Consider the following 13,359-nt stretch of genomic DNA (forward strand, 5'->3'; position numbering starts at 1 on the left):
TTTCAGTATGTCTCTTGATAACTCATAGACTATGCTGATAATCTAAAAAAGTATAAATGAGCTTCGAGGCTATTATGAAAAATGAAAATGATGTATCCAAAGAAGAGATGTTAAGTACAATAGTGGCACAAGCAAAAGAGTACGCAGCGATCGACTTTGAACAACTTGAAAGAGATGGTGTCATTAAAAAAGTCAGGGGAGGTTATCTGGTTGTCAAGCATAGTAAACTACCTGATGCGGCTAGAAAGTTAATGAAATCACTTAAGTCTACGAAAGATGGTGTACAAATGATTATCAGTAAGCCTCCAAAGTCTTTTCTTGATTTAGGGAAGTGATTATGTAGGCCTCTTAACCGAGGCCATTTTCATTTGGGAGTATTTATATTAATCATGACGTTTTGCTGATTAGCATAAAGTTTTACATCGTTATCATGAAAAGCTATCGTCAATTCTAAACTTTCTGTTTCTTTTAAATTTAATGACTGCCTGATTTCTTTCTGATTGGTTTGGACTATCTGAGAGTAATAGTCTACCATTCTTTGAATATACATTAATCTACGTACGTCATGGAAACTATCACCATTAGTCATAGTTCCAAATAGTTGATAAACAGTTCCATCTTCCATTTGCATAGCATAGTTACAATGAGCATTTCGTAATGCCATGCGTTGTTTAGTATCTAAATTATGTCCTGTTATACCTTTCACTCTAAAGTGCTCTATAGATTCAGGAAGATACTTATGAATTTTTTTTATCAGATTTTCATTTACCCAAACATCAGAATATCCTCTTCCATGAGGCATAATGTCTATGAAAATGACGGCGTTTTCAAAAAACATACAAAATAAAACAGGACCTGTTCGCTTAAAGAATCCATTTTTAACGGGTTCTTCAGAAAGATGTAGGTGATGAATATTCCAAGAGTTTAATAGTAGGTCGTTGTAAATGTATTTTGTTGTACTCAAGGAAAGATGCGGATTTATTGTTAACCCAAGGGTAAGTTTCCTCTTGATGGATTCATATGCCTTTTCTGTTTCTTCAGGTACTTGAATTCCTGGTAGTTCGATTACTAATCTTCTTTTATCGCTTGGTATTCTTCTTTGTAAGGCGAAAACAGCTTTTAAATTTTCAATTGTTGTTAAGCTATCATCATATTGAAAACCAAACTGAGCTAACTGTTCATCAATATAAGTTCGCATTCCATTTTCAGGTGTGAATTTTATCATATCGAACATCCCTGTTTCAGTTTCACGCTGTAATTTTTTCTACTGAAAAGTACTGGTTTAATACATCAGCAATTCCAGTTTCTGTATTGTTACCTATTACTAAATCAGCACACGCTTTCACTTCATCAACAGCGTTACCCATAGCAACACCCAGGCCAGCAGTCTCCAGCATACTTAGATCGTTGAAATTATCACCAAAGGCCATAACCTGGCTCATAGATAAGCCTTGCGATTCTACCCATTGTGCCAGGCGTTTACCCTTACTGTTTCCGGCTTGTGCTATGTCTACTTGGTCGTGCCAAGACCATTCACAAGCAAGGCCAAGCTCACGCTCTACGATCTGACCAAAGCGATGTAGTTTTTCAGTATCAGAATCAGTAAGGGCGAATTTCCATATAGCATCAACATTTTGAGAGGCTTCACTCAGAGAGGGTACTTGTTTGAATACTGGACGTTGTGACTCTGGAAGAGATTTAGCCCAATTTTCTGTACGGATAATATGCCCCGTTGGATTTTGATAAAACATGGCATCATCGGCATACATCAGACTATGAACATTGTAACTATCAAGTAGGTTTACTAATTGAGTAGCTTGTTCTGGTTGTAATGGGTCTGAGGCAATAACTCTTTTTTCGGCGTAATCGTACAATAAAGCACCGTTACAACATATAGCTGGTGTATTCAGTGCTAATGCCTGATAAAAAGGATGGATGGCTACAAAGTGCCGTCCGGTAACTATGACAACCTTTGCCCCTGATTTACGGGCATTCTGTAGGGCAGTTAATGAGGCTGGTAAAATAGTTTTTTCTGGCGTCAATAAAGTGCCGTCCAGATCAAGGGCGATTACCTGATAGTCCATGTAGTGATTCACCTGATTTTGGTATGTAGTTTTTCCGATAGTACACCGCTTTGCGGCTACGACGAAACAAGGTGAAGAGAGTCTTGTTGAGCACTGGAACAACGTTGGATACTGGCGTATTGCCCTGGATTGGTGAAAATGTTGTAATAAGCGTCACACACTCAAATAAGTGCCATTACAACAAATTGCAGGTGTATCTAACGCCAGTGCCTGATAAAAAGGGTGAATGGCAACGTGATGTCGACCCGTTACGATAAGGAGTTGATATCCCACTTCCTGCGCGCGTTTTAGCGCCTCAAGGGAGGAGGGGAGAAGGGTTTTTTGCGGCGTCAGTAAGGTACCGTCTAAATCCAGAGCAATCACACGCGAGGTCATCTGTTTTCCCGGGTTAATATTGAATTTACGTTTTGATGGGATGGTACACCGAGAGGCGAACGCTTCAAAACTCCTGTCGACAATTCAGCATTCACCGTCAAAAGTTAACTACTTTCATGCGCAGTGAGGAGTGAATATTCATGAAACAAACCGTTTATACCGCCAGTCCTGAAAGCCAGCAGATCCACGTCTGGCGTTTAAATACCGAAGGGACACTCACGCTGGTTCAGGTTGTTGATGTGCCAGGCCAGGTGCAACCGATGGTCATCAGCCCGGATAAACGTTTCTTGTACGTGGGTGTACGCCCGGAGTTCCGCGTGCTGGCCTATCGCATTTCTCCGGACGATGGCGCGCTGACGTACACTGCCGAAGCCCCGTTGCCGGGCAGCCCAACCCATATCTCGACCGATCGTAAAGGCAACTTTGTCTTCAGCGGCTCGTATAACGCGGGCTGCGTCAGCGTAACGCGTCTGGAAGAGGGTATTCCGGTCGAAACCGTGGATGTGGTGGAAGGACTTGAAGGCTGCCACTCGGCGAATATCTCTCCGGATAACCGCACGCTGTGGGTGCCTGCGCTGAAGCAGGATCGTATCTGCCTGTTCACCCTGAGCGACGATGGTCATCTGGTGGCGCAGAATCCTGCCGAAGTGACTACCGTTGAAGGTGCCGGCCCGCGCCATATGGTCTTCCATCCGAACCAGCAGTACGCCTACGTGGTCAATGAGCTGAACAGCTCCGTGAACGTATGGGAGCTGAAAGATCCTAACGGTCAGATTGAGTGCGTGCAGACGCTGGACATGATGCCGTCTGATTTCTCCGATACCCGCTGGGCGGCGGATATCCACATTACGCCAAATGGTCGCCATCTGTACGCCTGTGACCGTACCTCCAGCCTGATTACCGTCTTTAGCGTCTCTGAAGACGGCAGCGTGCTGGCGATTGAAGGGTTCCAGCCAACGGAAACCCAGCCGCGCGGCTTTAATATCGATCACAGCGGTAAATACCTGATTGCGGCGGGGCAGAAATCCCACCACATCGCGCTGTATGAAATTAAAGGCGAGCAGGGGCTGCTGGAAGAGAAAGGACGTTACGCCGTAGGCCAGGGGCCAATGTGGGTCGTGGTCAACGCTCACTAAGCGGCTAAAAACAAAAAACCTCGCGAATGCGAGGTTTTTTTATGCCCGGTAAACGCAGCGCCACCGGGCAAAACAGCTTACTGCTTCGGCTCAGCTACCACTTTGCTACCCAGACCGCGGTTGTTATATTCCCACATGCGGTTGAAGTTAGCGTCGTTCAGGTTGCGCTGAACGTTCCCTTTATCATCCACCGCGCCGGTATTGCCGGAGAATGGACGTTTGGAGATCGCGGCATCAGCCCACGGCTTCGCCATATTGAAGCCTTCGTTGATCACGCTGTCGCGGATCACGACCTGGCCGTTGGTCGCAGAGTCCACGTCCAGGGAGCGTCCCAGTTGCGCCACGCCGTCACCGGCAGCGTTAAAGCGGCTGTTCACGGCCAGGAAGCCGTAGAAGAGGTTAGACTGGGTTGCCGGAGCAAACACGTAACCTTCCTGCTGAGTGCGTGAGTTCACCACGCGGAAATCGGTATTATCAAACACCACCGCGCCGCGACCGGACACCAGATCCACGTCACCTTCAACGTAGCTGTTGGTCACCAGAGTACGGGTCAGGCGATTATTCTGCAGGGTGTTCTGCACGCCGCTGTTGGTTACGAAGAAGGTGTTCTGACGGCCCAGAATGTTGACGTTATTAATCTGCACCTTATCGCCATCGCTACGCAGCGCAACGGCCTGGTGGCTGCCGGCATCAACGCTGTCGCCCAGGGTATTCTGAATGGTCAGGTTCTGCAGCTGCAGACCGTTATTCTGAGACCAGAACACCGCCGAGCACATCACGCCAATGGTGGCGGAACGCTTGCTCTGGCAGTTATCAAACATATACCACGCCGGTTTGCCCGGCATATATTTACCGGCCGGGTTCACCAGGTGACGCCAGGTGTTGCTGTCGATTTCGGAATCGATCGCCAGGCCAATTTTTACGTCGATCGCTTTTTCGCCCAGACCGTAAAGCGTAATGCTGCCAGGGGCCGCCGGAACATACACAGTGCCTTCATATTCACCCGGCAGGATCGCGATGTACTGGCGAGACGCGCTGTGTTTAGTGATAGCAGCATCAACCGCAGCCTGAATAGAAGTATGCGTTACGCCCTGCGCACCCGCCGGGCCAACCACGAAGTCAGGCTGTTTAGGCAGGTTAATAGAAGACGGTGTCCACGGCGCAGCGTTAGGATCCATCGCCGAGAAGTAGTGCGCACGATCGAAGTTCTTCGCTTCATCAGCGGACAAAATCGGGCGGGAGGCGGTACCGGGCGCAACCTGCTCAGAAGGACGTTGATCCGGTGGTGTTGAACTGCATGCGGATAAGGTCACGCCAAAGGCGAGTGCTAACGCCAGACGGGAAATCCTGGAAATGTTCAAGGTAGAGCTCCTGGGTATGCAAGTCTTAAACGGGATAGACGAAATAGCATGCTTTTTTATACTAAGTTGAGCGAAACGGGAAGATAAAAAGGGTAAAAGTTGCATTTTTAGCCCCGGAGCGGCAGGTAGGTGATCACAAATAAATAACATTTTCAGTCAAGGCGGTTGACAGTAGACGGTGGATGCAAATAAATGTCTATACAACCTAAGACAAGTGGAATGCCCCATGCAGCAGATTCATCCCGACGATGTAATATGGCGAAATGCGCGACTGGCTACGATGGCGCCGGACGTACCTGCGCCTTATGGACTGAAAGTGCAACACGCCCTGGTCGTGCGCGGCCACACTATTCTGGCCGCGATCCCTGAATCTGACATTCCTTCCGGACACCGTCACTGTGTCGATCTTCAGGGACGTCTGGTCACGCCTGGCCTGATTGACTGCCATACCCACCTGGTATTTGGCGGCGACCGCGCGGCGGAGTGGGAGCAGCGTCTGAACGGCGTCTCTTATCAAACCATTAGCGCCCAGGGGGGCGGGATTAACGCTACCGTGACGGCGACGCGCAGCAGCTCAGCCGAAACCTTGCTGAAACTGGCGCAGCAGCGGCTCCAGCGTCTCATGAATGAAGGCGTGACGACCGTTGAAATCAAATCGGGATACGGGCTCAACGCCGAGGCCGAAGAGAAGATGCTGCAGGTTGCCCGCCAGCTGGGCCTCAATAATCCGATCGATATCAGCCCAACGCTGCTGGCGGCCCATGCGGTTCCGCCGGAATACCGGCAGGATCCGGATGCCTACCTCACGCTGGTCTGCGAGCAGATACTGCCCACGCTGTGGCAAAAAGAGTTATATGAAGCAGTCGACGTGTTTTGTGAAAACGTCGGCTTTACCCCGTCGCAAACCGAGCGCCTCTTCAAGGCCGCCGCCGCGCTCGGTATTCCGGTGAAAGGGCACGTCGAGCAGCTGTCGAATCAGGGCGGTGCGGCGCTGGTCAGCCGGTATAAGGGACTCTCCGCCGATCATATCGAATATCTTGACGACGCAGGCGTTCAGGCGATGGCGGAAAGCGGCACGGTTGCGGTCCTGTTGCCGGGCGCGTTCTATTTTCTTCAGGAGCGCCAGCGTCCGCCGGTTGAACAGCTCAGAAAACAGGGCGTGCCGATGGCGGTCGCCACCGACTATAACCCCGGCACCAGCCCGTTTGCGAGCCTGCACCTGGCGATGAACATGGCCTGCGTCCAGTTTGGCCTGACCCCGGAAGAAGCCTGGGCTGGCGTAACGCGCCATGCCGCGCAGGCGCTGGGCCGTGGCGCAACCCATGGGCAGCTGCGGGCAGGGTTTGTCGCTGATTTCGTCGTCTGGGATGCTCATCATCCGGTAGAGATGGTCTACGAGCCGGGACGCAACCCGCTCTATCAACGTATTTTCCGTGGGGAGGCAGTATGAGATTATGGCGGCCCGTAGCCGAAACCGTCTGGCAGGGGCGCGACGACAGCGCCGAGGCCAGCAGTGCAAAGCGCATTTTCCAGACGATAAAGCAGCAGGGCCAGTTCACGCCGCTTTCATCCGGCATCGCGCTGATAGGCTTTGAATGTGATGAAGGGGTAAAACGCAATCAGGGCAGGCCCGGCGCCGTGCAGGCACCGGATATGCTGCGAAAAGCTCTGGCAAATATGGCAAGCCATCAGGGGCATGACCGGCTGGCCGATATGGGCTCGGTGTACGTTGAAGGCGGCGAGCTGGAAGCGGCACAGCAGGCGTTAAGCGATGCCGTCACCGCCTGTCAGCAGTCCGGGATGCGGACGCTGGTGTTTGGTGGCGGACACGAAACCGCGTGGGCGCACGGTCGCGGCGTGCTGGATGCCTTCCCGAGCGAGCGGGTTGTCATTATCAACCTTGATGCCCATCTCGATCTGCGCAAGGCCGACCGGGCCACATCCGGCACCCCGTTTCGCCAGCTGGCGCGCTACTGCGATGAGCGCGGGCGGGAATTTCACTACGCCTGCCTTGGCGTGAGCCGGGCGGCGAACACGCTGGCGCTGTGGGATGAGGCCGAACGCCTGAACGTCACGCTGGTGGAAGATCTCCATTTCAGGCGCGATGCGCTATCCGCCCTGGAAAGGGTGCTGGCGCAGGCCGATCGTATCTATCTGACGATCGACCTGGACGTCCTGCCCGCCAGCGAAATGCCAGCCGTGTCCGCACCGGCTGCGCTAGGCATACCGGCGCTGGATCTTCTCCCGGTTATCGAACAAATCTGCCGTAGCGGTAAGCTACGGGCCGCCGATCTGGTAGAGTTTAACCCGCAGTACGATCGGGACGGGCAGGGCGCTAAGCTCGCCGCCCGCCTGGCCTGGCAAATTGCTCACTGGTGGGCATAACACTATTCAAGGAGTCACGATGTTTTCACGCTCACCTCTGCCGCAGTCGAGCCCTCCCGCGCCTTTCTATGAAAAGGTGAAGCAGGCAATTAGCGAAAAAATCGCTACCGGCGTCTGGCGGCCGCACGATCGCATTCCTTCCGAGGCCGAGCTGGTGGCGCAGTTTGGTTTTAGCCGGATGACCGTCAACCGGGCGCTGCGCGAGCTGACCGACGAAGGGCTTCTGGTGCGCCTGCAGGGCGTGGGGACGTTTGTGGCGGAACCGAAAGGACAGTCGGCGCTGTTTGAAATCCGCAGCATTGCGGACGAGATAGCCGCGCGTAATCATCAGCACCGCTGTGAGGTGCTGGTGCTCGAAGAGACCCAGGCCAGCGCCGAGCAGGCTACGGAGCTTAACGTCAAGGAGGGAAGCCGCATTTTCCACTCCGTGATGGTGCATTTCGAAAACGACATTCCGGTGCAGATTGAAGATCGCTGCGTTAACGCTGAGCGGATACCGGACTATCTGAACCAGGATTACACCCAGACCACGCCGCATGCCTATCTCTCGCTCGTCGCACCGCTGACGGAAGGGGAGCACATTGTGGAGGCCGTGCGCGCCACGCCGCAGGAGTGCGAAAGGCTGCGCATTAAAGAGCACGATCCGTGCCTGCTGATCCGCCGCCGAACCTGGTCCTCGTCGCACATTGTGTCGCATGCCCGACTGCTTTTCCCGGGGAATCGCTACCGGCTGCAGGGCCACTTCATGTCATAAGTTTTACAAGCGTGATCGCTAACGCAATATAACAAAATTGTATCTTTTTTGTTAAATCTGACCTTGTGTGTGCTTGTCTATACAAGTATATCTAAATGCATCATCTGTCCCCTATGAGGAGCACACAATGTCGTCAGGTAAATACCGCCAGCAGGACGTCCGCGCCGCGCGCGGCACCACGCTTACCGCCAAAAGCTGGCTCACCGAAGCCCCGCTGCGCATGTTGATGAACAACCTCGACCCTGAGGTGGCTGAGAACCCCCACGAGCTGGTGGTCTACGGCGGCATAGGCCGCGCCGCGCGCAACTGGGAATGCTATGACGCAATTGTAAAATCCCTGACCGAACTCGAACACGACGAAACCCTGCTGGTGCAGTCCGGCAAGCCGGTTGGCGTGTTCAAAACGCACAAAAACGCGCCGCGCGTGCTGATCGCTAACTCTAACCTCGTGCCGCACTGGGCCACCTGGGAACACTTCAACGAACTGGACGCAAAAGGGCTGGCGATGTATGGCCAGATGACCGCGGGGAGCTGGATCTACATCGGCAGCCAGGGGATCGTGCAGGGCACCTACGAGACCTTCGTGGAAGCCGGTCGCCAGCACTATAACGGCTCGCTGAAAGGCCGCTGGGTATTGACCGCGGGTCTCGGCGGCATGGGCGGCGCGCAGCCGCTGGCCGCCACGCTTGCCGGCGCGTGCTCGCTCAACGTTGAGTGCCAGCAGAGCCGCATTGATTTCCGTCTGCGCACCCGCTACGTCGATGAGCAGGCAACCGATCTGGACGATGCGCTGGCGCGTATCAAAAAATACAGCTCCGAAGGCAAAGCGGTGTCGATTGCCCTGTGCGGCAACGCGGCGGACATTCTCCCGCAGCTCGTCGCCCGCGGCGTACGTCCGGATCTGGTCACCGACCAGACCAGCGCCCATGACCCGCTGCACGGTTACCTGCCAAAAGGCTGGACATGGGAAGAATATCAGCAAAAAGCGGAAACCGACCCGGAAGGCACGGTGCTTGCCGCGAAACGCTCTATGGCGGAACACGTCTCCGCCATGCTGGCCTTCAGCCAGATGGGCATTCCGACCTTTGACTACGGCAACAACATCCGCCAGATGGCGAAAGAGATGGGCGTGAATAACGCGTTCGACTTCCCGGGCTTCGTTCCTGCCTATATTCGCCCGCTGTTCTGCCGCGGTATCGGCCCGTTCCGCTGGGTTGCCCTGTCCGGCGACCCGGAGGATATCTACAAAACCGACGCCAAAGTGAAGGAGATCGTCGCCGATGACGAGCATCTTCACCACTGGCTGGACATGGCCCGCGAGCGCATCAACTTCCAGGGCCTGCCGGCGCGTATCTGCTGGGTAGGGCTGGAGTGGCGTCAAAAACTCGGCCTCGCCTTCAACGAAATGGTGCGCAGCGGTGAAGTCTCCGCGCCGATCGTCATCGGCCGCGATCACCTGGACTCCGGCTCCGTTGCTAGCCCGAACCGCGAAACCGAAGCCATGCGCGACGGCTCGGATGCGGTCTCCGACTGGCCGCTGCTGAACGCCCTGCTGAATACCGCCAGCGGCGCGACCTGGGTGTCGCTGCACCACGGCGGCGGCGTGGGGATGGGCTTCTCCCAGCATTCCGGGATGGTCATCGTCTGCGACGGAACCGATGAAGCCGCCGCGCGTATCGCTCGCGTGCTGCACAACGACCCGGCCACCGGCGTGATGCGTCACGCGGATGCGGGTTATGAGATTGCCATTGACTGTGCCAAAGAGCAGGGCCTTAACCTGCCGATGATCCCTGCCACACAAGGAAAGCATTAATGAACGCATTAACTCTCACTCCCGGCTCGCTGACGCTCAAGCAGCTGCGTAACGTCTGGTGCAAGCCGGTCACCCTGTCGCTGGATGAAAGTGCCCACGCCGCCATTAACGACAGCGTCGCCTGCGTCGAAGCCATCGTTGCCGAAGGGCGCACCGCCTACGGGATTAACACCGGCTTTGGCCTGCTGGCGCAGACCCGCATCGCGACACACGATCTGGAAAACTTACAGCGTTCGCTGGTGCTGTCACATGCGGCGGGCGTGGGTCAGCCGCTGGAGGATGAGATTGTCCGTCTGATGATGGTGCTCAAAATCAACAGCCTGGCCCGCGGCTTCTCCGGCATTCGCCTGAGCGTGATTCAGGCGCTGATGGCGCTGGTCAATGCGGAAGTCTATCCGTGGATCCCGGCAAAAGGTTCCGTCGGTGCCTCCGGCGATCTTGCGCCGCTGGCGCACATGTCGCTGCTCCTGCTGGGGGAAGGCAAAGCGCGCTGGCAGGGCGAGTGGCTTCCTGCGAAAGAGGCGCTGAAAAAAGCCGGGTTAAACCCGATAACCCTGGCGGCGAAAGAGGGGCTGGCGCTGCTGAACGGTACCCAGGCATCGACCGCTTTCGCGCTGCGCGGCCTGTTTGAAGCGGAAGATCTGTTTGCCTCAGCGGTGGTGTGCGGTGCGCTGACCACCGAAGCCGTGCTGGGCTCGCGTCGACCGTTCGATGCCCGCATCCACGAGGTGCGCGGTCAGCGCGGGCAGATTGATGCCGCCGCGATGTACCGTCACGTGCTTACCGACACCAGCGAAATTGCCGATTCACACCACAACTGCGAGAAGGTGCAGGATCCCTATTCCCTGCGCTGCCAGCCGCAGGTGATGGGCGCGTGCCTGACGCAGCTGCGCCAGGCGGCAGAAGTGCTGCTGGTGGAGGCCAACGCGGTGTCCGACAATCCGCTGGTGTTCGCCCAGGAAAACGAGGTGGTCTCCGGGGGCAACTTCCACGCCGAGCCGGTGGCAATGGCGGCGGATAATATCGCCCTGGCGATTGCCGAAGTTGGCGCGTTGTCCGAGCGCCGCATCGCGCTGATGATGGATAAACATATGTCCCAGCTGCCGCCGTTCCTGGTGCGTAACGGCGGGGTCAACTCGGGCTTTATGATTGCCCAGGTGACCGCGGCGGCGCTGGCGAGCGAGAACAAAGCCCTGTCGCACCCGCACAGCGTGGACAGCCTGCCAACGTCAGCGAACCAGGAAGATCACGTTTCGATGGCGCCGGCTGCCGGGCGTCGTCTGTGGGAAATGGCCTCCAACACCCGCGGCGTGCTGGCGGTGGAGTGGCTGGCGGCATGTCAGGGTGTCGATCTGCGTGAAGGGCTAAAATCCAGCCCGCTGCTGGAGCAGGCGCGTCATGTGCTGCGCGAGCACGTATCGCACTACGATGATGACCGCTTCTTTGCGCCGGATATTGATAAGGCGATGCAGCTTCTGGAAGAGGGAAGCCTTGTAGGATTGCTACCTTCAGTGCTGTGATTTTTTGCCTGAACCCTCTCCCACAGGGAGAGGGAATTGCCCGGTTTTCTCCCTCTCCCTGTGGGAGAGGGCCGGGGTGAGGGCATCAGCCCGCACTGTTATGAATACATCGCCGTAATCGACGCGCTACCCAGCGAATGGAAATGCACGTTAAAGCCCACCATCGCGCCGCTCGCCCCTTCATCGACCTCAATCTTCTCCACATCCAGGGCGTGCACCGTGAAGATATAGCGGTGGGTTTCCCCTTTTGGCGGCGCCGCGCCGCCGTAGCCCGCTTTACCAAAATCGGTGCGCGTCTGAATGGCACCTTCAGGCAGGGCAACCAGGTCTGAACCGGAACCCTGCGGCAGGACGCGCGTGTCGGCAGGCAGGTTCGCCACAATCCAGTGCCACCAGCCGGAGCCGGTAGGCGCATCCGGGTCGTAGCAGGTCACGACAAAGCTTTTGGTTCCGGCCGGAACCTCGTCCCACGCCAGGTGCGGGGAGATGTTGTCTCCCTGATACCCCATGCCGTTGAATACGTGGCGTTCCGGCAGTTTTTCACCGTCGCGCAGATCTTTACTGATGATTTTCATACGGTTTACCCTCGTTGCTCGCTCGTTCAGCAAGTGTAATGCATAGGGTTACATCGTGAAATGCGCGGGAATGTTAACGGCTGTTACAACCGCGTCGGTTAATTTACGCAGCTGCTCTGGCGTAATGCTGTACGGCGGCATCAGGTAGATAAGCTTGCCGAAAGGCCGCACCCAGACGCCCTGGTCCACAAAGAAGCGCTGCAGCGCCGCCATATTCACCGGATGGGTGGTTTCAATCACGCCGATGGCGCCCAGCACGCGCACGTCTGCCACGAAATTCGCATCCGAGGCGGCGCTCAGCTCCTCTTTCAGCTGCGCCTCAATCGCCGCAACCTGCGTCTGCCACTCGCCGCTCTCCAGAATGGCGAGGCTTTCGCTTGCGACGGCGCAGGCCAGCGGGTTGCCCATAAACGTCGGGCCATGCATAAAGCAGCCCGCCTCGCCGTCGCTGATGGTGTCGGCAACCTGACGGGTCGTGAGCGTGGCGGAGAGCGTCATGGTGCCGCCGGTCAGCGCTTTACCCAGACACAGAATATCCGGCGCAATGCCTGCATGCTCGCAGGCAAACAGCCTGCCGGTGCGGCCAAAGCCGGTGGCGATCTCATCGGCAATCAGCAGAATGCCCTCGCGGTCGCACATCTTGCGAATACGCCTCAGCCATTCCGGATGGTACATCCGCATTCCGCCTGCGCCCTGCACAATCGGCTCCAGGATCACGGCGGCGATTTCATGGCGATGCGCCGCCATCAGCCGCGCGAAGCCGACCATGTCCATCTCGTTCCACTCGCCGTCGAAACGGCTCTGCGGGGCCGGGGCGAACAGGTTTTCCGGCAGATAGCCTTTCCACAGGCTGTGCATCGAGTTGTCCGGATCGCACACCGACATCGCCCCGAAGGTATCCCCGTGATAGCCGTTGCGGAAGGTGAGGAAGCGCTGGCGCGTTTCACCCTTCGCGTGCCAGTACTGCAGCGCCATTTTCATCGCCACTTCCACCGCCACGGAGCCGGAATCGGCCAGGAACACGCACTCCAGCGATTCAGGCGTCATCGCCACCAGGCGACGGCATAAATCCACCGCAGGCTGATGGGTGATTCCGCCAAACATCACGTGCGACATCTGGTCAATCTGGGCCTTCATCGCCGCATTCAGACGCGGGTGGTTGTACCCGTGAATGGCCGCCCACCACGAAGACATCCCGTCAACGAGCTGTTCGCCGCTGGCGAGGTGCAGCTCGCAGCCGTGGGCTGAGGCCACCGGATAAACGGGAAGAGGGCGGGTAGTGGAGGTGTAAGGGTGCCAGATATGCTGCTTGTCGAAGGCGAGATCGTCCTGGGTCATAATCGACTTGTAAACCAT

13 protein-coding genes are annotated in these 13,359 nt (G+C 55.9%); 7 read left to right on the forward strand and 6 right to left on the reverse strand.

What is annotated here, in order from left to right; translation table 11 throughout:
- Nucleotides 1–74: 74 nt before the first annotated feature.
- The gene (locus tag INF68_RS03080) at nt 75–335 is read left to right on the forward strand and encodes a hypothetical protein (protein ID WP_046852894.1); all 261 of its coding nucleotides are present in this window, start codon (nt 75–77) and stop codon (nt 333–335) included.
- A 29-nt stretch (nt 336–364) separates the two neighbouring features.
- Here the strand turns inward: INF68_RS03080 and INF68_RS03085 are convergent, their stop codons facing one another.
- From INF68_RS03085 to INF68_RS03095, 3 genes are all read right to left on the reverse strand, one after another.
- Nucleotides 365–1,225, reverse strand: coding sequence for a hypothetical protein (locus INF68_RS03085; RefSeq protein ID WP_126787445.1), 861 nt, complete (start codon nt 1,223–1,225; stop codon nt 365–367).
- 22 nt (nt 1,226–1,247) lie between these two features.
- A complete protein-coding gene (locus INF68_RS03090; protein ID WP_032674400.1) occupies nt 1,248–2,084 on the reverse strand; it encodes a pyridoxal phosphatase in 837 nt (278 codons plus the stop codon).
- Nucleotides 2,085–2,237: 153 nt separating this feature from the next.
- Nucleotides 2,238–2,459: an HAD-IIB family hydrolase gene (locus INF68_RS03095; RefSeq protein ID WP_370552415.1), complete on the reverse strand. Its 222-nt coding sequence runs from the start codon at nt 2,457–2,459 to the stop codon at nt 2,238–2,240.
- 140 nt (nt 2,460–2,599) lie between these two features.
- Here INF68_RS03095 and pgl point away from each other — a divergent pair, with 140 nt between their 5' ends.
- Nucleotides 2,600–3,595 (forward strand): 6-phosphogluconolactonase, encoded by a 996-nt coding sequence (pgl, locus tag INF68_RS03100; protein WP_109846289.1) that lies wholly within the window; start codon nt 2,600–2,602, stop codon nt 3,593–3,595.
- Nucleotides 3,596–3,672: 77 nt separating this feature from the next.
- Here the strand turns inward: pgl and INF68_RS03105 are convergent, their stop codons facing one another.
- Entirely contained in the window at nt 3,673–4,956 is a 1,284-nt protein-coding gene (locus tag INF68_RS03105; protein ID WP_033144970.1) for a putative acyl-CoA thioester hydrolase, read from the reverse strand.
- 226 nt (nt 4,957–5,182) lie between these two features.
- Here INF68_RS03105 and hutI point away from each other — a divergent pair, with 226 nt between their 5' ends.
- The 5 genes from hutI to hutH all read left to right on the forward strand — a co-directional run bounded on the left by hutI (nt 5,183) and on the right by hutH (nt 11,428).
- Nucleotides 5,183–6,406 carry an imidazolonepropionase gene (gene hutI, locus INF68_RS03110; protein WP_126787446.1) on the forward strand — a complete coding sequence of 408 codons (1,224 nt, stop codon included), beginning with the start codon at nt 5,183–5,185 and terminating at the stop codon, nt 6,404–6,406.
- On the forward strand, nt 6,403–7,341 hold the full coding sequence (gene hutG, locus INF68_RS03115) for a formimidoylglutamase (RefSeq protein ID WP_126787447.1): 939 nt from the start codon (nt 6,403–6,405) through the stop codon (nt 7,339–7,341). Before hutI ends, hutG begins: the two co-directional genes overlap by 4 nt.
- Before the next feature lie 19 nt (nt 7,342–7,360).
- On the forward strand, nt 7,361–8,095 hold the full coding sequence (locus INF68_RS03120) for a histidine utilization repressor (protein ID WP_023310841.1): 735 nt from the start codon (nt 7,361–7,363) through the stop codon (nt 8,093–8,095).
- A 127-nt stretch (nt 8,096–8,222) separates the two neighbouring features.
- The gene (gene hutU / locus INF68_RS03125) at nt 8,223–9,908 is read left to right on the forward strand and encodes a urocanate hydratase (RefSeq protein WP_126787448.1); all 1,686 of its coding nucleotides are present in this window, start codon (nt 8,223–8,225) and stop codon (nt 9,906–9,908) included.
- Complete coding sequence (gene hutH, locus INF68_RS03130; protein ID WP_126787449.1) at nt 9,908–11,428, forward strand: histidine ammonia-lyase; 1,521 nt, start codon at nt 9,908–9,910, stop codon at nt 11,426–11,428. The genes hutU and hutH overlap by 1 nt, the downstream gene beginning before the upstream one ends.
- Nucleotides 11,429–11,526: 98 nt before the next feature.
- Here the strand turns inward: hutH and INF68_RS03135 are convergent, their stop codons facing one another.
- Entirely contained in the window at nt 11,527–12,003 is a 477-nt protein-coding gene (locus INF68_RS03135) for a kinase inhibitor (protein WP_008501131.1), read from the reverse strand.
- Between the two features lie 48 nt (nt 12,004–12,051).
- Nucleotides 12,052–13,359 carry an adenosylmethionine--8-amino-7-oxononanoate transaminase gene (gene bioA / locus INF68_RS03140; RefSeq protein WP_126787450.1) on the reverse strand — a complete coding sequence of 436 codons (1,308 nt, stop codon included), beginning with the start codon at nt 13,357–13,359 and terminating at the stop codon, nt 12,052–12,054.

The organism is Enterobacter cloacae complex sp. P16RS2, from assembly GCF_014982155.1.
GTDB classification, from domain to species: domain Bacteria; phylum Pseudomonadota; class Gammaproteobacteria; order Enterobacterales; family Enterobacteriaceae; genus Enterobacter; species Enterobacter cloacae_M.

Bases quoted from the DNA above. Each gene is read 5' to 3' on its own strand.
- INF68_RS03080 (WP_046852894.1), top strand. From the start codon at position 75: ATGAAAAATGAAAATGATGTATCCAAAGAAGAGATGTTAAGTACAATA.
- INF68_RS03085 (WP_126787445.1), bottom strand. From the start codon at position 1,225: ATGATAAAATTCACACCTGAAAATGGAATGCGAACTTATATTGATGAA.
- INF68_RS03090 (WP_032674400.1), bottom strand. From the start codon at position 2,084: ATGGACTATCAGGTAATCGCCCTTGATCTGGACGGCACTTTATTGACG.
- INF68_RS03095 (WP_370552415.1), bottom strand. From the start codon at position 2,459: ATGACCTCGCGTGTGATTGCTCTGGATTTAGACGGTACCTTACTGACG.
- pgl (WP_109846289.1), top strand. From the start codon at position 2,600: ATGAAACAAACCGTTTATACCGCCAGTCCTGAAAGCCAGCAGATCCAC.
- hutI (WP_126787446.1), top strand. From the start codon at position 5,183: ATGCAGCAGATTCATCCCGACGATGTAATATGGCGAAATGCGCGACTG.
- hutG (WP_126787447.1), top strand. From the start codon at position 6,403: ATGAGATTATGGCGGCCCGTAGCCGAAACCGTCTGGCAGGGGCGCGAC.
- INF68_RS03120 (WP_023310841.1), top strand. From the start codon at position 7,361: ATGTTTTCACGCTCACCTCTGCCGCAGTCGAGCCCTCCCGCGCCTTTC.
- hutU (WP_126787448.1), top strand. From the start codon at position 8,223: ATGTCGTCAGGTAAATACCGCCAGCAGGACGTCCGCGCCGCGCGCGGC.
- hutH (WP_126787449.1), top strand. From the start codon at position 9,908: ATGAACGCATTAACTCTCACTCCCGGCTCGCTGACGCTCAAGCAGCTG.
- INF68_RS03135 (WP_008501131.1), bottom strand. From the start codon at position 12,003: ATGAAAATCATCAGTAAAGATCTGCGCGACGGTGAAAAACTGCCGGAA.
- bioA (WP_126787450.1), bottom strand. From the start codon at position 13,359: ATGGTTTACAAGTCGATTATGACCCAGGACGATCTCGCCTTCGACAAG.